At 52.3% G+C, this 20883-nt stretch carries 19 protein-coding genes; all 19 read right to left on the reverse strand.

Features of this window, described 5'->3' with window-relative positions; all coding sequences use genetic code 11:
* Positions 1-282 precede the first annotated feature (282 nt).
* Positions 283-1584 carry a cytochrome c3 family protein gene (locus DEALDRAFT_RS16445; RefSeq protein WP_008516197.1) on the reverse strand — a complete coding sequence of 434 codons (1302 nt, stop codon included), beginning with the start codon at positions 1582-1584 and terminating at the stop codon, positions 283-285.
* Positions 1585-1608: 24 nt separating this feature from the next.
* Positions 1609-2271 carry a tetratricopeptide repeat protein gene (locus DEALDRAFT_RS07140; protein WP_008516200.1) on the reverse strand — a complete coding sequence of 221 codons (663 nt, stop codon included), beginning with the start codon at positions 2269-2271 and terminating at the stop codon, positions 1609-1611.
* Positions 2272-2295: 24 nt separating this feature from the next.
* Positions 2296-3411 (reverse strand): NapC/NirT family cytochrome c, encoded by a 1116-nt coding sequence (locus tag DEALDRAFT_RS07145; RefSeq protein ID WP_008516203.1) that lies wholly within the window; start codon positions 3409-3411, stop codon positions 2296-2298.
* Positions 3412-3839: 428 nt separating this feature from the next.
* Complete coding sequence (locus DEALDRAFT_RS07150) at positions 3840-4376, reverse strand: hypothetical protein (RefSeq protein WP_008516205.1); 537 nt, start codon at positions 4374-4376, stop codon at positions 3840-3842.
* Between the two features lie 37 nt (positions 4377-4413).
* Positions 4414-5766 carry a hypothetical protein gene (locus DEALDRAFT_RS07155; protein ID WP_008516207.1) on the reverse strand — a complete coding sequence of 451 codons (1353 nt, stop codon included), beginning with the start codon at positions 5764-5766 and terminating at the stop codon, positions 4414-4416.
* A 21-nt stretch (positions 5767-5787) separates the two neighbouring features.
* Entirely contained in the window at positions 5788-6765 is a 978-nt protein-coding gene (locus tag DEALDRAFT_RS07160) for a 6-bladed beta-propeller (RefSeq protein WP_008516209.1), read from the reverse strand.
* 12 nt (positions 6766-6777) lie between these two features.
* Positions 6778-7449 carry a tetratricopeptide repeat protein gene (locus DEALDRAFT_RS07165; RefSeq protein ID WP_008516212.1) on the reverse strand — a complete coding sequence of 224 codons (672 nt, stop codon included), beginning with the start codon at positions 7447-7449 and terminating at the stop codon, positions 6778-6780.
* A gap of 19 nt (positions 7450-7468) precedes the next feature.
* On the reverse strand, positions 7469-9121 hold the full coding sequence (locus DEALDRAFT_RS16450) for a cytochrome c3 family protein (RefSeq protein ID WP_008516214.1): 1653 nt from the start codon (positions 9119-9121) through the stop codon (positions 7469-7471).
* Positions 9122-9231: 110 nt separating this feature from the next.
* Positions 9232-10221 carry a 6-bladed beta-propeller gene (locus tag DEALDRAFT_RS07175; protein ID WP_008516215.1) on the reverse strand — a complete coding sequence of 330 codons (990 nt, stop codon included), beginning with the start codon at positions 10219-10221 and terminating at the stop codon, positions 9232-9234.
* 198 nt (positions 10222-10419) lie between these two features.
* Positions 10420-10809 (reverse strand): hypothetical protein, encoded by a 390-nt coding sequence (locus tag DEALDRAFT_RS07180; protein ID WP_008516216.1) that lies wholly within the window; start codon positions 10807-10809, stop codon positions 10420-10422.
* Between the two features lie 200 nt (positions 10810-11009).
* Positions 11010-12080, reverse strand: a complete 1071-nt coding sequence (locus DEALDRAFT_RS07185) for a cytochrome c3 family protein (protein ID WP_008516217.1) — start codon at positions 12078-12080, stop codon at positions 11010-11012.
* Positions 12081-12221: 141 nt separating this feature from the next.
* On the reverse strand, positions 12222-13517 hold the full coding sequence (hemL, locus tag DEALDRAFT_RS07190) for a glutamate-1-semialdehyde 2,1-aminomutase (protein ID WP_008516219.1): 1296 nt from the start codon (positions 13515-13517) through the stop codon (positions 12222-12224).
* Between the two features lie 271 nt (positions 13518-13788).
* Positions 13789-14256, reverse strand: a complete 468-nt coding sequence (ahbB, locus tag DEALDRAFT_RS07195) for a siroheme decarboxylase subunit beta (RefSeq protein WP_008516220.1) — start codon at positions 14254-14256, stop codon at positions 13789-13791.
* A 3-nt stretch (positions 14257-14259) separates the two neighbouring features.
* Positions 14260-14736: a siroheme decarboxylase subunit alpha gene (ahbA, locus tag DEALDRAFT_RS07200; protein ID WP_008516221.1), complete on the reverse strand. Its 477-nt coding sequence runs from the start codon at positions 14734-14736 to the stop codon at positions 14260-14262.
* Positions 14717-15727 (reverse strand): putative heme d1 biosynthesis radical SAM protein NirJ2, encoded by a 1011-nt coding sequence (gene nirJ2 / locus DEALDRAFT_RS07205; protein WP_008516225.1) that lies wholly within the window; start codon positions 15725-15727, stop codon positions 14717-14719. The genes ahbA and nirJ2 overlap by 20 nt, the downstream gene beginning before the upstream one ends.
* Before the next feature lies 1 nt (position 15728).
* Positions 15729-16709, reverse strand: a complete 981-nt coding sequence (gene hemB / locus DEALDRAFT_RS07210; RefSeq protein ID WP_008516227.1) for a porphobilinogen synthase — start codon at positions 16707-16709, stop codon at positions 15729-15731.
* Positions 16710-17051: 342 nt separating this feature from the next.
* Positions 17052-18227, reverse strand: coding sequence for a putative heme d1 biosynthesis radical SAM protein NirJ1 (nirJ1, locus tag DEALDRAFT_RS07220; RefSeq protein ID WP_008516228.1), 1176 nt, complete (start codon positions 18225-18227; stop codon positions 17052-17054).
* A gap of 184 nt (positions 18228-18411) precedes the next feature.
* Positions 18412-19926: a uroporphyrinogen-III C-methyltransferase gene (gene cobA, locus DEALDRAFT_RS07225; protein ID WP_008516231.1), complete on the reverse strand. Its 1515-nt coding sequence runs from the start codon at positions 19924-19926 to the stop codon at positions 18412-18414.
* The gene (hemC, locus tag DEALDRAFT_RS07230; protein WP_008516232.1) at positions 19919-20863 is read right to left on the reverse strand and encodes a hydroxymethylbilane synthase; all 945 of its coding nucleotides are present in this window, start codon (positions 20861-20863) and stop codon (positions 19919-19921) included. The genes cobA and hemC overlap by 8 nt, the downstream gene beginning before the upstream one ends.
* Between the last annotated feature and the right edge of the window lie 20 nt (positions 20864-20883).

A 20883-nucleotide genomic window follows, 5' to 3' on the forward strand; every position in this document is an offset into this window, starting at 1 on the left:
CGATGAAGTATATTTAATTTTAATAACTAATATTACTACTATTTTTAGGACCTCAGGACTAAGTTTCGACACATTTTGTAGGATATTTGTACTATTCGTGACAATTATAACTATTCGCCACTTGGGACAGAACTCCTGCTGAAAAGAAAGTATTTCTGAAATTTCATAATTGGCCAAAACCCTTTAGTTGCGGGGATTGTAGGCTCTTGGGACAATTGCCCTTTTTTGCAGGCTTGTACAATTGGTATGAGGTACATATGCCCTGGCACTGGTACATGTGTACTATTGGATTCTGGTGTGACAGGCCATACACAGTTCGTTGGCAGGCATGATGCGCATGCGGGTGTACTCGGTGCCGTGGGGGCCGTGGCAGGAGCTGCAAAGTAAGGCGCGGCTGCGCAGATCGTCGGTGTAGATCTCCCCTACGGGGTGGTTGGAACCACTGTGCTCCAGGCCGGGGTGACACTGGGCGCATACTTCCAGCTCGGGACCTAAAAGGAGCGCGTCGTACATGGCGCCGTGGATTTCATGGCAATCGCCGCAGCGCAGCAGGCCATGGCCTGAATCGAAGTAATATTGGCTGATGGGTCCGTGGCAGTACAGGCAGAGGTTCTCCTCCCCTTCCAGGGGAAAACGGCTGAGGAAGATTTCGTAGGAGGAATGATGTTCGTGGCAGGCGCCGCAGGATTTATCCTCATCTTCAAAAACTGTGGAGTGGGGTGAGTCGAACCAGCCTATTTTTTTGATGCGGTCGTGACACATAAAGCAGAATTCCTCTTCCTGTTCGTGGGGTAGTAACATATCGCCTACGGAGCTGTGGGGCTCATGGCAGGCGGTGCATTGGCCTTCGCCGTAGGGGCCGTGGGTGATGGGTCGGTTTAGTTCGTTGGGGCGGTCAAAGTGGCAGGAATAGCAGAGACGGGTTTGGTCCTGGCGGATTAAGCCATCCCAGGCTGAGGCGTGGGGTAAGTGGCAGTCCATGCAGAGGTCCCTTTCGAAGGGCATGTGCTGGAATGCTCTGTTCCATTCGTCCTCCATGCGGTGGCAAGAAGCGCAAAGCTTGGCTAAGGGTTGGCGCAGGAGGTCCGGTTCACGGGTCATGTGGGCTTCGTGGCAGGACAGGCACTGGTTGAGTTCGTAAGGCATGTGGCCTACCGGGTCTTCGAATTTAAGCATGTCGTCGCGGTGACAGGACAGGCATAGTTTGTCTAAGGGTACCGTTAGTTGGGATGCCTCGAAGAGTCGGTGGGGTTGGTGACAGGATGTGCATTGTTTTTTTTCGACGGGTTCGTGGACAAAGTAGCCCGGCTTAGCTCTGTATTCGTAGTGGCAGATGAGGCAGGAATCGATGCTGGGGAGATAGGGTTTGCCAAAATGGGTATGGGGGTTGTGGCACTGGAGGCAGGAATCGTCGGTGAAGTCGATGTCGGCGTGGGCGGGAATGTCCCGTTTGTCCCAGTGGCAGGTGACGCAGAGTCCCCGGGAGCCCTGGGGTGGCAGTTGGGGTAATAGCCTGAAGGGGAGTAGGATGAAAAGCAGTATGAGAATCAGTAAGGCCAGGCTTAGACTGATTAACTTGCTCATCCCTTTGCCCCCCTTGTTTGCTGTTTAGCGAAGGTTACTTAGTGCTTCCTGGGCTTCTTCGTTGGTGTGGTCCAGCTGTAGGATTTTTTGCCACTGTTCTCTGGCGTTTTGGGTTTCTTCCATGGCGGTGTAGGTACGGGCCAGGAAGGTGCGGGCCCGGATCTCCAGTGGCCTTTCCAGGTCGCGGTTGCGCAGGAGGCGCTGTAGTTCATCTACTGCTTCCTCGTACTTTTCCTGCTCATGGTAAATGCCGCCTAACATTAGGCGGGCGCCGTGAAAGTTTCTTTGTTGGCGCAGGGCCTCAATTAGTTGGGACTCTGCGGCGGGTAAGTCCTTGCGGCGGTTGTAGATGACCGCCAGGTTGTAGTATGGTGCAGCTTTTGCTGGGTTTAGTTCGATGGTTTGTTGGTAGTGTTCCATGGCTTCATCTTCGCGGCCCATGGCTTCCAGGCTTTGGGCCAGCATGTAGTGGGTGGTGGCATCGTTGGGCCGGATTTCCGAGGCGTCCTGAAAGCGCAGGAAGGCTTGGTCGATTTGGCCTTCACTGTAGGCACGGATGCCGTGCTGTAGAAGAGCGTCGAAATTGGCTAATGGGAGAAAGAGCCTGGAACCGATGTTCCAGGCGCTTCCCAGGAGTAAGACTATGAGGATTGGAATGATGATTTTAATCAGGGGCGGTTTGGCCATTTGCAGGCTCTCCTTCGCCTTAGTTTACCAACCTACGTTCTCTTCGGTGTGGCAGTCGAAGCAGGAAGTGGCGCCGTGGCAGTCAAAGCAGCCAAAGGAACCTTGCTCCCGGACTACGTCTAGGTGATCCCAGTACCAGCGGGGATCGTCGTGGCCGTCGGGTACCATGTCGTGGCACTGGCCGCAGGTGATAACGTCGGCCTGGCGTACGCCTTCTTCTGGCTCGTTCCAGTCGTGGCAGACCATACAGCCGGACTGGTCTTCCAGGGCGGGAATCTTGTGGCCCACGGAGAAGTAGGCGTCGTGGGTAACGGGGCGCTGGCCTTCGTGGCAGTCCACACAGAACTTGGCGTTTCTGGTCATGGCGGCAATGTTGTGGCCGGGTACTTCCCGTACCTTGCCGAAGCCGGTATGGCAACGCATGCAATCGTCAATATCTTCACGGACTTCGTCGCCGTGGTTGTAGCCAAAGTCGGAACGATAGTGGTCGTCGGGGATGCCGATATCTGTATGGCAGATTTCACAGTTATAGGTGACCCGTTCGCCGTCGTGACATTCCAGACAGCTGGTCTTGGTCAAAGAGAAGTCGCGGTACTCTGTTTCCTGGAACTGAGCAATTACTTCTGTGGTGGGTTCAAAGGTTTCTTTAATGCTTAAGCCGGCGTGACCCACTTCATAGTGGCAGTCTACACAGCTGGTGCCGTAGCCCAAGTGCTCGGCATGCCAGTCGCCGCCGCGAAGATCAAGGCCCGGGGTGATCTGACGGTTAGTGGAGTGACAGGACAGGCAGGTTTCATCACTGATTTCGCGGTTGCCTTCGATGGGCAATGCTACATCGGAGGTACGGTAGGTAATCCATTCGCTGATGCGCTGTGCCTGTACCTGGACAAAACCGGTGCCCGGCTCAACGTGACAGTTGTCGCAGCTGACGTTGGCGTGGGGTGAATTCTGCCAGGTGTAGTAATAGGGTTCCATAACGTGGCAGCTGGCACAGGAATCCGGATTAGTGGAATCGGTGGCTGCAACGCCTAATAAGAAAACCAGAAGAACAATAATCAGGCCACCAAGAACGTAGAACATTTTCTTGTTACCGTGGGATTCGTCATGTGAATCGCCTTTACGGAAACTAAGCTTACCCAATGAAATGACCTCCCCCTGCCATGATGTGAAATATGGCACTTTTCTAGTTAAAAAAATAATGCATAATTGCTCTGTGGGACTTTTGAAATCCCAATGCGGGACGTTTACACTAATTCTTATTCTGGTTAGTAATTAAAATTCCTGCTACGCCCGACAAATTTTAGTCACAAAGTTGTAACAAATCAAGCCCAAAACAGACAATTTTTGCCCCTAATTAGGTCATATGCACTAGACTGTTGCTGAAAATACAGGGGTTTTGCCGTTCTTTAATTTTTGTATCGACACATTCATACACGTTATAAGAATTAGAAAGTTAGAATTATACCAGTTTATTGTTGTTGTCACTGGCATTCTCACAAATTAAGGACTCAATATAAAATAAAGAAGCCGCCCTTTTTGCAAAGGCGGCTTCTTTGTTTCACATATGATTACTCTTCTGTGCCGTTGTCGGGGTCGTCACCGTTGGCGGTATCTCCGTCGTCGGGTTCTTCACCGTTGGCGGTGTCTCCGTCGCCGGGTTCTTCACCGTTGGCGGTGTCTCCGTCGCCGGGCTCTTCACCGTTGTCGGTGTCTCCGTCGTCGGGTTCTTCACCGTTGGCGGTGTCTCCGTCGCCGGGCTCTTCACCGTTGGCGGTGTCTCCGTCGCCGGGCTCTTCACCGTTGGCGGTGTCTCCGTTGTCGGGTTCGTCAACGTTACTGGTGCTTACATCACCGTTATCGGCAGGTGGAACATATCCTTCTACATAGAGGTTCTCGGTTATACCCTGGTGGAAAGTGTGGCATTCGAAGCAGGTCAGGCCCAGAGCGTGCTCGGGATTTGTGGGATCAAAATCCAGTAGGCTGCACTCTTTTGCCAAATCCTCATCTCCTTCAGCCATTACCACCGGGACGGCCACAACGATTAGCAAAATGACGGCTGTGAGTAAACAGATTAGATTGAACTTCTTTTTTGTTGTTTTTGGCATCTAAAGCCCCCTTTCAAGGGGTATACCCAAATTACTTTTAATAGAATCTCTGGTCATAGGGACGGAAGTCGCTGTCCCAAACGAACTCGTTGCCGTGGCTGCTGTAGTGGCAGGCAATGCAGACCGAACCACCGATATGGCGCTTGTTGGCAGGGGTTCTGTCGCTGAAGTTATCACCAACAATTTGCTTGTTGGAATCCATCATCAGGTCGCCTCGGGTACCATGAGCAAAGTGGCAGGACAGGCAGTTGCTGTTGCCGTCTTCGGAGTACGGTGTGGCGTAGCTGTTGCTCCAACGACGATAAACGTTATGGCCGTGGTATTCCTGGCCATCGATTTCGTAAGTGTCTTCGGTTCTGTTACTGATATCGTAGTAACCATGGCAGGAACCGCACCAGCGGTTAACGTTACTGGTGTACATTCTAACGTCTCTTGTTACTTCTGCACCGTCTTCGTCGTAGTAGGTACCTTCAAAGTCGCCGGTAACCTGTACGATGATGGGCAGGAAAACAGCTGCGTTAATGGTTTCGCCCAGGTCTTCAGCAATTCTGATTTCACCGTCAATGGCATTAACTTCAAAGTTGGTGCTCCAGGAATTACCGTCGATAACTCTCTGGAATAACCAACCGTCGTTTTGCTGGATGGCCACAGGGTACAGAGCGTAGCGGCGGAGTCTCTGGAAGTAAGCACGCAACCAGGGAGCCTCATCTGCTTCTGCTTTGTAGAGGTAGTTGCCTTCTGTTCCGGTTCTTGTTAATTCAACAAGGGTAACTTGGTCACCAGCTTCTAAGATGGCGTCCATTCTATCATCCCAGGACGGGTTATCCCCGCCTTCGGGATAGAACTTTCCATCGATGGTCTGGTTGGGGTTGAGGCGCATGTAAGCGTGTGCTCTGTTGCCGCTATCACTGCTGAAGGTGCCGTGGGGCTGGTGGCAGGATGCGCAGCTAAATTCTGGCTTGTGGGTTTCGCCGCCTTTGTTGCCGGGGGCGACGGCCACAGGGGTAATCAGATCTTCTGCAAGATCCACGGAGTGGGCTGAAAAGTTTGCCACATCTTGGCCATTAATCATGGCATCCAGGTCAAAAAGACCGCTGTGCATCATGTTGCTACCGCCTGTAACAGAGCGGGCGCCTGTACCGTCATGGCAGGCTACGCAGACTGTACTTACGGAAATATAACCGTATCTGTCTTGGACATCTACAATACCTCTGCCAAAGGTAGCGGGGACGATTGAAGTCATCAAAACTTCGCCCACACCCTGGTGAGTAGAGTGACAACGGAAGCAGGTGGTACCCTGCTCATCGGGATAGTGAAATGCTAGTGCTGAGCCTGCAAAGAGTACCAGCAATAGGGTGGCAAGAGCGCAAATTAAAAGCACTTTTCTCATTTAGGTTCTCATCTCCTTTAACTAATCGAAGATTGATACAGACAAATAGTCTGTGACATACAGAAAGCCATTGTCATCAAGGGCTATGCCGTTTGGTAATTCAAACAAGTCTTGTCCGAACCGTTCGGTTACTCTGCCTGTTTCGTCAAGTACGGTAATATCGTTGGTTATTTTTGTTGCGACGTAGAGTTGTCCCCGGGGCCCAAAGATTATTCCCCTGGGACTAAAGAGAGGTTCGTTGTTTAAGGTTTCGATAAATTCACCGTTAATGGTGTATACCTGGATACGATTATTGCCGGTATCACTAACATAGAGGTTGCCGTCGGGTCCGATTACGGCATCGTTGGGAAACATGAGCTGGCCTAAGCCGTCTCCCTCGGAGCCGATTTTACGGAGAAGTTCGCCGGTCTCCAGGTCAAAGACCAGAATCTGACCGGGATCGAGATTGCTTACGTAGAGGCTTGTCTCATGTATAAACAATCCGGCGGGCTGGGTCAGCTCTTTTTCCTGTGGGGCAAAATAGCGCAAGAAGTTACCTCTGTCATCGAAGACGCTAATATTGCCGTTGTATACGTCCGCCACGAAAATTTCTCCGTTGGAAGTCTTTTCGATACCGTAGGGAAAGCTGAATTCCCCAGGTTTGTTGCCACTTTCTCCGAAAGCAAATCGAGGATTACCGGATAGCGAAAAGACCTGTACGCGCTTGTTCATGGTGTCTGTTACATAAACCTGGCCGGATGAAACCAGCACACCCATTGGCTTATGCAGCATGTTTTCACCCTCACCTAAAATTGCGTACTGGTAATTATGTTCTCCGGTTGCTTTGCCAGGTAGCCCGGCATTGGCGGCATTATGTTGCAGAAAAACTGCAAATGCCCAACCGATTACCAACAAGGAAAACACAACAGAGAGCGCTAGCAGCAAGTATACAGTTTTAACCTTACGCTGACCTAAAACGGCTATATTGTTTTTTACTTCCCGGAGGTCTACAACAGCCATGGTTCCACATCCTTATTCAGTATCTGCAACTCGTTCCAATCCTTCCCGGGCAGCTAAAAGCTCAGGATTATAGCTTAGAGCTTCCTGGTAAAACTCACGGGCTTCCTCCATATTATCCTGCTGCTCAAGCAGGTATCCCATATAGAAATGGGTGTCTGCGGAGTGCCGGTTAATTCCCAAGGCAGTATCCAGTGCGATTTCAGCCTGATCCCATTCTTCCAAACCCATCAAGGCTACACCTAAAACCAGATGTGCTTCCCAGTTTTCGGAGTTAATCTCGACAGCCTGGTTCAATGAATCAATGGCACTGGCGTGATCGGAAAGCTGCAGGTAAGTAAGGCCGGCGTTGTAGAGTGCTCCAAAGTGGTTCGGGTTAATTTCCAAAGCAGTCAGATGTTTATCCAGTGCTTCTTCAAACTCCCCCGCCTTGTAGTAGTGCCATCCCAGATCAACCCAGTGTTCAGGCTTGTCGGGTTCGCTCTCCACCAGAGCAAGGTAATAGTTTAGGCCTCTGTCCAGTGGATTTTGCGCCTGGGAAGGCTGCCAGAAATATTTCTGACCGACGGAATATAAAATAGATACGGTCACAAGAATTACCACAAAGAAGATTGCTGCTGCCTTATAGAGGGATATTTCCTTGTTCAGGATACCGCCCTCGTTACTGTTGGCCCTTATTTCGGACATACCTAGAAGTCACCTCATTTTAATAAGCTGTCAAAGATTCTCTTGTGTGGCACCCCATGCACAATTGGTTGTTTAAAGGCTGCTTAAGTAAGTATTCATATGATGGGCCGTGGATACTGGTATGACAGGAGGAGCAGAAAACATCTGTGCCCAACTCCCGTGCAGTACCGATGGGGTGGTTGTTAAAGAGTGTACCACTTGCCATGTAACTGCCGGTTTTACCGTCGTGGCAGGCAGTACAGGTTGCAACCTCAGAACGCTGCAGCAGGGATGTGTAGGGGGAGCCGTGAGTCGTATGACAGTGGTAACAACTGTCCTGGCCGCCTACATTCCTATGAACGCTCTGGTTAAACTCTGTAACGGTGCCACCGTGACAAGTGCTGCACAGGTCATTACCTGTTGCCCGTAAAAGATTCACGTTTTGCCCCGCGTGCGCTTGGGTGTGACAACTGCTGCAGTTAAAAGCTCCGGCCCCTACAGGATGGCTGGAAGTCTGGTTAAACTCTGCAACTGTTTCTGTATGGCAGCTCTGACAAAATGCCGTCCTGTTTGCAGTAAACAGCAGATTGCGAGCCGGTGCGGCGTGGGCGGTGTGGCAAGATGCGCAGGAACCGTCCTCAAACGGTTTATGCTGTACGGAAAGGTTCTGTTGCGCTCTTACATCGCCATGGCATGAATAACATAGTGATGTAGTGTCCTGAGTGAGGAGCGCCGAGCCCCGTACGGAACTGGTATGAGTTTCGTGACAGGATGCGCAGTTTCCATCACTGAAGGGTTTGTGCTTAACTGCCTGATTTAGTTCTGCCCTTGTTGAGTTATGGCAGGTATAGCATAAATCAGGTGAATTTGCGACCAACAGCCCGCTAATGTCAGCGGCATGAGACTCGTGGCATGAGACACAGGATTGGTTAACCGGAGCGTGTGTCACAGGATTGCCCAGACCTACATCGCCGGAGTGACACTCCAGGCAGAGGCTGCGTTCTTGCTTTACCAGAAGCGCCGAATCCGCGATAGGACTGCTGTGGGCTTCGTGGCAACTGAGGCAGTCACCGGAAATAAACGGTTCGTGCTGCCAGGTTTTGTTCAGCTCATTTTCCTGCTCCGTGTGACAGCTGAGGCAGAGCTCGTCAGTTTGGGCTGTCAGCAATACTTCGAAGTCAGTAGCGTGAGCATCATGACAGTCTGAGCAGGATTCTTCGAAAGGTTTATGTAGGACCGGATTGTCTTCAATGTCTACACTATCGTGGCAATCCAGACACAGACTCCTTTCTTCCTGAACCAACATGCCCTGGAAGGGCGATTGGTGCGCATCATGACAGGAGAGACAGTCTCCTTCATCATAGGGTGCGTGAACAGACTGCATATTGGCGCTATCGTCGGAATGGCAGGTCAGGCATAACTCAGTAACCGTAGGTTGGGTAAAGCCGAACTCGTTCTCCTGCGTATGGTCAATATGACACATTGTGCAGGATTCGGATTGTACCGGTTGATGTACAACATAATCGGCTTTAGCCTCGTACTCACTATGGCACAGAAGGCAGCTTGCCTGCTCTCTTGGGGGAGCTGTGACAGGGTCTGTCCGACTAGTCAGAGCTTGGTAAAGCAAAGGGCCCAGCCCCCCGACTACAATGACAGTTAAGGCAACGTAAAACAGCTTTTGGCGTTCAGCCAAGGGAACAAAACACCTCCTTTCTAACTCCTGGCAAGATCTTTAAAACCGCTGTCGATAGACACCACTCCTTTCGGTAATTAAGAAGTTATATTACCACAACACAAAGGCTTTTACTGAAAAACCAGTGTTGAAATGTGGTCGGTAACATAAACACGTCTTGTTCTTTGATCCATGGCAATGCCGTTTGGCATATTAAAAACGGTGTCTCCAACATCGCCAACCTTCTTCCAGTTGCTGTCGAAAATCGCAATCTGATTATTCATTTTACTTACCACATGGAGACGCCCGTGGGAGTCAAAACCCACTCCTCTGGGGCTGTAAATATCACCGCCGTCTATGGGCAATGTTTTAATAAATGAACCCTGAGGGTCATACACCTGAATGCGGTTATTGCCGGTATCGCTCACGTAGAGATTCCCGTCGGGGCCAAATGTCAGGTCATTGGGAAACATCAGTTCTCCCTCTCCCGTACCTTCAGAGCCGATGGTGTTAATGAGCTCCTCACTGTTAATATCAAAGACCAGGACAGAGCCGGGGTTTAGGTTGCAAACATACAAAAGACCGTCTTTAATAAGTAGTCCGCCAGGATCAACAACGGCATCTTCAGCTGCGGCAAAGTAATTGAGAAACCTGCCATAATCATCGAAAATGCTGATATTCCCGTTATACATGTCGGCAACAAAGATGTTTCCATTAGGAGCCACATCTATGCCATATGGGAAACTAAACTTGCCCGGCTCCCTGCCGCTGCCGCCAAAAGACAACACCGGCTCTCCGGTGGGTTTAAATACTTGCACCTGAGAATTTAACGTATCGGTTATATAGATACGGTCATCCACAACTGCCACATCCATGGGTTTCAGTAAGGCCTGGTCTCCTTCCCCTAAAATAGAGTATTGATATTGGGGAAGCGCCGGACTAAATACGGGCAATAAATAGCCTATATAAGGTGTTGTCCCGGTCACATAGAAAAACATAAAAATACCGGCGGAAAGTAAGATGGCAAAGGAAAGTAACAACATCAGGTAGATAATTTTGATCTTTTTCTTTCCCAGCCTGAGCAAGCCACTTGTCATTTCCTGCACTTCTGCCACAGCCATTTTTACACATCCTTAGTCGTTGTCTGTATATCTCGGTGAACGTCAGGTGATGCTGGAAGCTTGTACACTTCTTCACGACGCAAAACCCAACATTGTAAAAATTTTACAAATTTCACAAAAAAGGGCCCAGAGATGGTTAAATCTCCGGGCCCATCTCAGATGACAAAAATTTAGAGTTAGAGTTAATGTAGTAATCTTTTATTCGCTGGGAATATGACAAATCAGGCAGTCTTCATAGGAGCGGCCTGGGAATGGGAACATCTCGTCGTGACTGGCGGTAATCCCTCCGTGACAGCTGAGGCAGTCGGCAAACTGACCTTCAATATCATGGGGAGTTTGCGCTGCACCACCGTGGCAATCCAGACAACTGTCGTTTTCAAAAGTGCCAAAATAACTTAAGTGCAATTCCTCCACACCTTGATGGCAGGCGATGCAGTTACCTTCATAGTTGCCATCTGCGGCATGGGAGGTGAGGATTGGTCCTCCTACCGGTGGTTGGGGTGCGAGAAGATGGGCACGAACCCCATAGCCAAAAACTATCATTACAATCAGTGAGAACATGAAAAAAAACCTTGTTTCCTTGTACATGCAGTAAACCTCCTTATGTAGACAAAAATCATCATGCTGTCGGTATATTTGCCACACGCCATCCGGGGCAATTGACTTCTCGTAATCTAGTACATTCGACATGAATTGCCAATTACCTGCATCTTCGTTAACATTTTTGTAACAATCTATCCAAAAAACACTAAAAAAGTTGGCCCGTGAAATTCGCGGGCCAACTTTGGCTAGTTCTTATCATATTGTGTTTCCACAGCTTCCAATGCATCCTGCAATAACTGCAGGGCATAGTCGGGATTGTGGACACCCAGAGATTTGTCGCGGTCGATTAGCTGGTAGTTTTCGTAGGCTTTTTCCAGGATCAGGTCCGGGTCGTTATCAAAGGGTAAGGTGCCGCCGCGGTGGCACTGGTTGCAGGAACCCGGTTCGTTGCCGGGAAGCTCTCCGCTGTTGCGCTCTTTTAAGGCGCTGCGCAGGTCGTTTAGCGTTTCCTCTACTTCGGTTTGCTTGCCGCCGATGTTATAGGTGTCCGGGTTATCGTGGCAGGCGGCGCAGGCCCGGAGGTTTAGCTTGCCGTCTTCGGCGGGGCGCATGGTGAAGGTGTGGCCGCCCACGTTATCTGCTCCCGGGGTTGTGGCCATATGGCAAAGGGCGCAGCCCTCCTCGGTGTTATGGGGATGGTGGGCAAAGGCGGAATAGTCTTGAGTTGGTTCGGGGTGGGTGCCGGTTAAGACCAGGTTCTGCCACTTGGTGTCGTGGCAGGTGGCGCAAAGCTCACCTTTGGAGAGACGCAGCATCTTGTCGTCCCGGGGGTTATGGGGGCTGTGGCAGGCCATGCAGGTTACCGGCTCCGGCTCAGATGTGGGCATGGGGCCCCAGGCGGATTTAAAGTCTTCGCCGCTTTCAATGACGGCGGCAAAGCCGCTGGCCTGGTGGCACTTCATGCACTCCATTACCCGGGGGTCGTCGGGGAACTCGTCTAAGGGGATCTGGGCGTGGGGTGAAGATTCCCACTGGGTATATTCTTCACCGTGACAGGTAGCGCAGGTTTGGCCTCGGACTTCTATTTGTGGTAGGTTGGAAGCGTTTTGGAGGTGGGCTTCGATGTTATCATGGCAGTCTGCACAGGTCACATCGGCCTGGGCGTGGACTGTGGCTTGGAAGCCGGTCACCAGTTCATTGTGGCAGGAAGCGCAGCTTTCTTCTCCCTGTGCTGATGGTGTGGCGTTATTTTGTGAACAACCGGCGAGTAAAAAAAGCGTAAGTATAAGTGCGGGAATCTGAATAAGCTTTGGCAAATGATTCACCCCTATGTTATGTGGCTACACTTTGACAAATATGTCTGTTTCATCATAGCGGATGGAGAATAATAATACTGTGACGCAGGTCACAGACAAATGAAAAAAGATTATCCCGGGCCTTGGCCCGGGATATTTTTATTAGCAGGTTACTTCTTTGGCGGCGGCAAATGCTTTGTCTGCGGCGTGGATGGTTTTTTCCACTTCGGCTAAAGTGTGGGCCAGGGAGACAAAGCCTGCTTCGAACTGGGACGGGGCGATGTAGACGCCGTTTTCCAGGAGGGTCTTAAAGTACATGCGGAAACGGGGGATATTGGAGGTGGCGGCTGTTGGGAAGTCAAAGACATCCTGGTCTGTGAAGTACACGCAGCTCATGGAGCCCACACGCTTGAAGGTCACTTCAATATCGTGTTTTTGTGCCACTTCTTTTAGGCCGCCGGCCAAAAGGGCCGAGGTTTTCTCCAGCTTTTCGTAGGTACGGTTTTCCTTAAGGGCCAAGAGCATTTCCCGTCCGGCAGCCATGGCCAGGGGGTTGCCGGAGAGGGTACCGGCCTGGTAGATGGGACCGGCGGGAGCTACATGCTCCATAATGTCTTTGCGGCCGCCAAAGGCGCCTACCGGCAGGCCGCCGCCGATGACCTTACCTAAGGTGGTGAGGTCCGGGGTGACGTTGTAGAGTTCCTGGGCGCCGCCGTAGGCTACCCGGAAACCGGTCATTACTTCGTCAAAAATTAACAGGGCGCCGTGTTCTTGGGTAACTTCCCGCAGGCCTTCCAAAAAGCCTTCGTTGGGAATGGCCAGGCCCATGTTGCCGGCGATGGGTTCTATGATGACGGCGGCGATTTCTTCGCCGATCTGGTTAAAGACTTCTTTTACCGCTTCTAAGTCGTTAAAGTTAACGGTGATGGTGTCCTGGGCTACCCCTTCTGTGACACCGGGGCTGTCGGGCAGGCCTAAGGTGGTAACACCGGAGCCGGCTTTAATGAGCAGGCTGTCGCCGTGGCCGTGGTAGCCGCCGGCAAACTTGACGATTTTGTTGCGGCCGGTGAAGCCGCGGGCCACGCGCAGGGCGCTGATTACCGCTTCGGTGCCGGAGTTTACCATGCGTACCATCTCAATGGAGGGTACGGCGTCGATGACCAGTTGGGCCATTTCCGTTTCGATTTCGGTGGGGGCACCAAAGCTTGTCCCCTTCTCCGCTGCTTTCTGTACGGCGGAGACAATGCGGGGATGGGCATGACCTAAGATCATGGGGCCCCAGGAAGCAACATAGTCCACATATTGGTTGCCGTCGGCGTCATAGACGTAGGCTCCCTTGGCTTTGGTTAAAAAGATGGGGTCCATGCCGATGGATTTAAAAGCGCGTACCGGGCTGTTGACACCGCCGGGCATCACTTCCTTGGCTTCGGCAAATAGTTTTTGGGATTTTTCGTACATGTACTCTCCTCCTGTATGTAGAAATTTTATTCAGAGTTCCCGGCATGGTTAGAAACCGGGCAAACTTGTCCATACTTCCTGGGCAATGTGCCAGGCATTTAGTGGAGCAGCAAAGAGTGCTTCTGCCCATATTCTGGTTGTAATTATTGTATCTTGTCCGGGGGGATAATGCAATGTACGGTTATTGGCTGACACTCATCTTGAGCTTATTCTTTATTTGAGTAATTATATCAGGTTATGCAAAGGCCAGACGGATGTCTGGCCTTTTGTGTTAGAAGTATTTCATGCTGGTTTTTTTGTATTCTTTGGTGCTGTAGAGCAGTTTGTAGTCGGTGATGCCCGTTTCTTTGGAGATCTGGGCGGCCACCTCTTCTAAGTCTTCCTTGGATTTGCCGTGGAGCATGGTAAAGAGGTTGTAGGGCCAGTCGGGATAGGTGGGACGGTGGTAAACGTGGGATGCTTCTTTAAACTGGGCCATGATGGGTCCTACCTCCTCCACCTTCTCGGCCGGAACGTTCCAGCCGCACATGGCGTTGGCGTTAAAGCCGGCCTTGTGGTGGCGCAGGATGGTACCCATGCGGCGCAGAATGCCGCTTTTTAAATAGGCGTTGATTTTTTGCAGCAGTTCCTCTTCTGTGATGCCCACTTCCTCTGCCACGGCGGCATAGGGGTTAGGCTGCAGGGGCAGATCCCCCTGCAGGCGGGAGATGATTTTTTTATCCAAGTCGGTTATTTGCATATTTTAAGCCTCCGACATGTCGAAATTAACACCGATTTTAAACAGGTTCAAGGCAGGCAGGTTGCGCAGCTTCACTACACCGTCTAAGTCCATGATTTCGTTAAGTGTTTTTTGTAGTTCTTCTTCAGACCGGGTAACCAGGGTGAACCAGACGTTAAACTCATGGGCCCGCTGGTAGTTATGGGTAACGCCGGGGTAGGCGCTTACCGCCTGGGCTACGGCGTCTGTTTTGTCCTCCTGGACTTTGAGGGCTACCAAAGTGGAGGAAAAGCCCATCTTCTGGGAGTCGAAGATGCCGCCGATGCGGCGTACCAGGCCGGACTCCTTGAGGGTGGCGACGCGCTTCATCACTTCCTCTTCTGTGAGGCCCACTTCCTGGGCGATGGCCGCATAGGGGCGGGACACCAAAGGATAGCGGGACTGGAGAATGTTTAGGATTTCACGGTCGAACCCTGAGAGGTTAGCTGCACTTTGCTTCATGGTCTTTTCCCCTCCGGTACAGGCACCACGGATCTTCGGCCATTACATCGCCGTCGGTGTAGTAGTAGGCGCGGGCACGGCAACCGCTGCAGACGTCTTTATGGTTACAGGTGCCGCACTTGCCGCCGAACTCATCGCTTCTAAACTGCTGGAACATTTCCGCGGTGCGCCAGATTTCATCAAAGGGCATCTCCCGGACGTTGCCCACTTTCTTGGGCAGGTACGGGCAGGGGTGCACTTCACCGTTGGGCAGGATGCAGCAGTAGCCGGTACCGGCCAGGCAGCCGCGGCTAAAGCGCATGTCCATCTTCATCTGGCGGGCAATACGCATAAACTGCGGAGCGCAGGTGGGCTTAAGCTCGATGTCCACCTCTTTTTGCTTGCGCATAATGCGGTGGAGTAATTGTTCATACTGCTTTTCGCGCAGCGCTTCCTCTTCCATGTCCAGGGCGCGGCCGGTGGGTACTAAAAAGAAGACGTGGTGTGCCTGGGCGCCTTTTTCTACCGCCAGGTCGGTGATGGCTTCGAATTCATGGTAGTTTTGCTCCACCACGGTGGTGTGGATCTGGAAAGGCAGGCCCACATCCTTGCAGTTTTTCATGCCGTCGATGGCGCCCTGCCAGGAGCCGGGAACCTGACGGAACTCGTCGTGGATTTCCGCACCGGCGCTGTCTAAGGAAATCCCGATGCACATGGCGCCAGAATCCTTTAGCTTCTGGGCGATTTCCGGGGTAATGGTGGTGCCGGTGGTGCCAAATACCGGGCGCAGGCCCACCGATTTGGCATAGGCCGTTAATTCATAGATATCTTCTCTTAAAAGCGGCTCACCGCCGGAGAGGATCAGGATCTTAAAGCCGGCTTTGGCGATTTCATCGATGAGCTTTTTACCCTCTTCGGTGCTAAGCTCCTCGGATCTTTTGGCACCGGCGTCGCGGTAGCAGTGTTTACATTTCAGGTGGCATTCCCAGGTTGTGTTCCAGGAAATAATCATACTACATATCCTCCTTCAGCCAGGCGGCTGCGTCTTTGGCAAAGTAGGTGAGAATCATATCGGCACCGGCGCGCTTCATGCTGAGAAGCATCTCCAGGGTCACCCTTTTTTCGTCTACCCAGTCATTTTGGGCGGCGGCTTTAATCATGGAATATTCGCCGGAGACGTTATAGGCGGCCACCGGGACGTTGGTTACCTCTTTTACGGCACGGATAACGTCCATGTACGACAGGGCGGGCTTCACCATTAACATGTCGGCACCTTCGGCCAAGTCCTGCTCAATTTCTTTTAAGGCTTCACGGACATTGCCCGGGTCCATCTGGTAGGAGCGGCGGTCGCCAAACTGGGGCGTGGAACCGGCGGCGTCGCGAAAAGGCCCGTAGAAGGCGGAAGCGTACTTAACCGCATAGGACATTACCGGGATTTTTTCAAAGCCGTGGCCGTCAAGGGCACTGCGGATGGCCCCAACGCGGCCGTCCATCATGTCTGAGGGGGCCACGATGTCTGCGCCGGCTCGGGCGTGAGAGAGCGCCGTCCGAGCCAGCAAATCCAGGGTGGGGTCATTTAAGACGTCACCGTCTTCAATGAGGCCGCAATGACCGTGGCTTGTGTATTCACACAGACAGACATCGGTTATCACAATTAATGTGGGGAATTCTTTTTTCAGGGCGGCACAAGCTTTCTGCACCGCTTCATCGGGATCATAACCGGAAGAGCCCTTCTCATCCTTGTAGGCGGGGATGCCAAAAAGAATCACACCGGGGATACCCAGCTTCAGGCACTCTTCCCCTTCTTTTAAAACATTGTCCACCGACATCTGATAAACGCCGGGCATGGAAGCAATGGGCTTCTTCACGTTCTTACCGTTGGTCACAAACAAAGGATAAATCAAATCGCGGGGCAACAAATCTGTTTCCCGCACCAAACGCCGCATAGCATCACTTACCCGCAACCTACGCGGCCGAACAATGGGAAATTCCAAAACAAACACCTCTTTTCCCGAAGTCTACAAAAAGGGGACGGACCTTTTTTCGCACAAACCATGCAAAATCCTGCACAAAACGCAAACAGCTAAGTCCCCTTTTGGGGAAAAACCAGACAAAGGAACCGTCCCCATGCCTGGTTTTGAAAAACTGTACACTCTTCCCGGATCTCGACTCAACATTCTTCCATCCCGGCCGGGCCGGTTGTTCAGAAGCAAGCAGGTCGCGAAGCAAGGGGTTCAGGCACCGGAGGCGTATTGATAATACGCTGAGGATGCCGGGTTCCCGCGGCGACAAAGAGATGCGCCGCTTATGGGCAACCGGCCCTACGACCTCGTTACTTAAGCGATGCCGATCTCGGCATCGGTTAAGTAACATGCGGGGTCTGATTCCCAAAAGTCGCCGGTGGCGGCTTCGGCCCGGGCGCGGAAGTTGCCGTTGCAGATCTGGAGCCATTTGCACTGGGCGCAGCGGCCTTTTAAGAGAGGCTTGCGGTCCTTTAGGCCACCCAGGATAGGGTTTGAAGTGTCGGTCCAGATGTCGCCGAACTTGCGCTCGCGTACGTTGCCGAAGGTGTGGTTCTGGGTGAACTGGTCGGCGTGGACATTGCCCAGGTTATCCACCTGGCCGATGGCGATACCGGTGCGGTTACCACCGTTGTTCTGCAACAGCTCCCAAACCTTTTCGGCGCGCTTGGGATCTTCTTTTTTCATGCGCAGGTAGGTGTAGACACCGTCGGCGTGGTTATCCACGGTGAGGATTTCTTTGTCCAGGCCTTTTTTCTCGAAGTAGAGTACTTTATCAATGATAAGGTCCATGGCCTGGCGGCTTTCTTCGCGGGTTACGTCTTCTTTCATCATCTCAGAGCCGCGGCCGGAGTAAACCAGATGGTAGAAGCAGACCCGGGGGATATTTTCTTCTTCAATGACTCTGAAGATATCTTCCATTTGGTCAAAGTTGTGGCGGTTGATGGTAAAACGCAGACCCACCCGCTGGTCGATTTCCAGGCAGTTGCGAATACCGGCCAAAGCCTTATCGTAGGCGCCATCCTGTTTGCGGAAGTCATCGTTTTTGGCGCCCACACCGTCTAAGCTGATGCCTACATACCCTACGCCCAGGTCCTTGATCTTGCGGGCGGTGGGCTTGTCGATAAGGGTACCGTTGGTGGAGATGGTGACACGGATGCCGCGGGAGGTGGCGTATTCAGCCAGCTCAAAGAAGTCGGGACGGATCAGCGGCTCGCCGCCGGAGAAAAGGATTACCGGGCTTTTGAATTCCGCCAGGTCGTCGATGAACTTCTTGCCTTCTTCGGTGGACATTTCATTTTCATACTTTATGTTTTCGGATCCCATATAGCAATGGATACATTTTAAGTTACAGGTCCGGGTACAGTTCCAGACCACCACAGGGCCGGCACCATGGGTTGTGCCGTGCATGGCACCGCGGGAGCAGTTGCTGTAGCGCAGCTGGTCACCATAATGTTCAGCACCGCAGAGAAGCTTAGTAACACCAATCATACTTCGTTTTCCCCCTTCCCCAGAGTGTCCATAAGCGGCGCAGCTCTTTGTCGCTGCGGGAACCCGGCATCCTCGGCGTATGTACGATACGCCTGCGGTGCCGGAACCCCTTGCTTCGCGATCTGCTTGCTTCTGAACACTCTGGGATGAATGTTTTTGTAAGATTTTTATGAAAGCCGTAAATTTATACTTTTTTTAGCGCTTCCACCAAACCATCTATTGTGTATTCGTCGGCTTCGATATCTATTTTGAGGCCTAAGTCCTTGGCGGACTGGGAAGTGATGGGGCCGATGCTTACCAGTTTCACGTCTTTTAAGAGGTCGTGGAGGTTATCGGCGTTTAGGATTTCCACAAAGTTTTTAACGGTGGAAGAGCTGGTGAAGGTTACGTAGTGGATCATTTTCTCTTCCAGGAGCTCTTTTAGAAGGGTGGCATCGCCGCCGCCGCGGACGGTGCGGTAGGCTACCACGTTTGTTACGTCGGCCTGCATTTCGTCGCGGAGAGTGTCGGGGAGGATTGCCCGGGCAATGTCGGCGCGGGGCATCAGTACTTTGTCGCCGGGGAGGAGTTTGCCGCGCAGCACGTCGATTACTGCTTCGGCTACGTACTCGGAGGGGACAAAGTCCACATTTAAGCACATGTCTTCTAAGCGCTCTTTAGTTTTGGGGCCGATGGCACATATTTTGGCGCCTTTTAGGTCGCGGATGTCGCGTTCGTGATGGCGCAGGCGGTTGAAGAAGTCGACGCCGTTGACGCTGGTGAAGATCAGCCAGTTATAGGTGTCTAGTTGGTTGATGGCCTCATCCATGGGGCCGTAATCTTCCGGATGGTCGATTTCAATGGCGGGGAATTCCCAGGCTTCGCCGCCCATTTCTTCAATGCGGCGGGAAAGGTCGCTGGCCTGTTCGCGGGAACGGGTTACCACCACCCGCTTGCCAAAGAAAGGCTTTTGTTCAAACCAGGTAAGGGTATCGCGCAGTTTTACCACTTCGCCCACGATGATGATGGCCGGGGAGGTGAAACCGGCGTCCTTTACTTTCTGGACGATGTCAAAGAGGGTACCGGTGAGGACGCGCTGCTCCGGGCGGGTACCCCAGCGAATCAGGGCCACCGGTGTGTCGGCGGAGCGGCCGTTTTCCATCAGGTTCTGGGTGATGGAGGGCAGGTTGCCCACGCCCATGAGAAAAACCAGGGTGCCAATGCCGGTGGAGATTTTATCCCAATGGATGGAGGATTCGGTTTTTGTGGGATCCTCGTGTCCGGTGATGACGGCAAAGCTGGATGTACAGTCGCGGTGGGTCACCGGAATGCCGGCATAGGCCGGAACTGCAATGGCGGAGGTGATGCCGGGTACCACTTCAAAGGGAACATTGTTTTCGCGCAGCAGCTCCCCTTCTTCGCCGCCGCGGCCGTAGACGTAGGGGTCGCCGCCTTTTAAGCGGGTCACCACTTTGCCTTCCAGGCCTTTATCCACCAGCAGCTGGTTGATTTCTTCCTGCTGGAGAGTGTGGCGGTCGGGCAGCTTACCCACGTAAATCATTTCACAGTCTTTGGGGGCGTAGCTGAGGAGGCGTTTGCTGGCCAGACGGTCATAGACCAGTACTTCGGCCTTTTTAATGCACTCCAGTCCTTTGACAGTAATCAGTCCGGGGTCGCCGGGGCCGGCGCCCACCAAATAAACTATTCCTACTTTAGGCATTGGCATCAAACTCCTGTCTCACTTGTTTTAGTATCTCATCAGCTCCGCGCTCCACCATCTTTTGGGCCAGTTTTTTGCCCAGTGCATCCGACTCATCTGCAGAGCCGCGGACCTGATCACGTAATACTGTGGAGCCGTCCAGGCCGGCAACAACGCCGTCTAAGACCAGCTCTTCGGCTTCCAGGCGGCCGTACGCGCCGATGGGAACCTGGCAGCCGCCTTCCAGTTGGCGCAAAAAGGCGCGCTCGGCAAGAATGGCGGATGCGGTGGTGTCATGATTTAAGGCTGAGACTATGTTGATGGTAAAGTCATCGTCGCTGCGGGTTTCGATACCCAGGGCACCTTGACCCACGGCGGGGAGTGACTTTTCGAAGTCGATGATTTCGGTGATTTTATCGGCCCAGCCCAGGCGATAGACGCCGGCGTAGGCCAGGATGATACCGTGCATGTCCTGCTCGGAGAGCTTGCGGAAACGGGTGTTTAAGTTGCCGCGGATGGGCACGATTTCAAAGTCGGAGCGTTGATGTAGAAGCTGTGCGCTGCGGCGCAGGCTGGAGGTACCGATTACTGCTCCCTGGGGTGTGTCAAACAGGCGGGTTTTGCCGTCTTTGGCGATGTAGCAGTCACGGGGGTCTTCCCGTTCGGTGATGGTTGTAATCTGCAGGCCGTCGGGAACGGCGGTGGGTACATCCTTCATGCTGTGGACGGCAAAATCGATTTCCTTGGACAAAAGGGCGTTTTCGATTTCTTTGACGAAAAGTCCTTTGTCGCCGATTTTAGACAGTGCCACATCGAGAATTTTGTCCCCTTCGGTCTTGATGTGCTTGACGGTGAAGTCAACGTCGGGGAAATGTTTTTGTAGTTCGCCGATGACAAAGTGAGTCTGGGTCAGCGCCAGTTCCGAATCCCGGCTGCCGACAACGATGGTTTTTTTCACGCGTGTACCTCCCAGCTTGT

The organism is Dethiobacter alkaliphilus AHT 1, from assembly GCF_000174415.1.
Classification (GTDB): domain Bacteria; phylum Bacillota; class Dethiobacteria; order Dethiobacterales; family Dethiobacteraceae; genus Dethiobacter; species Dethiobacter alkaliphilus.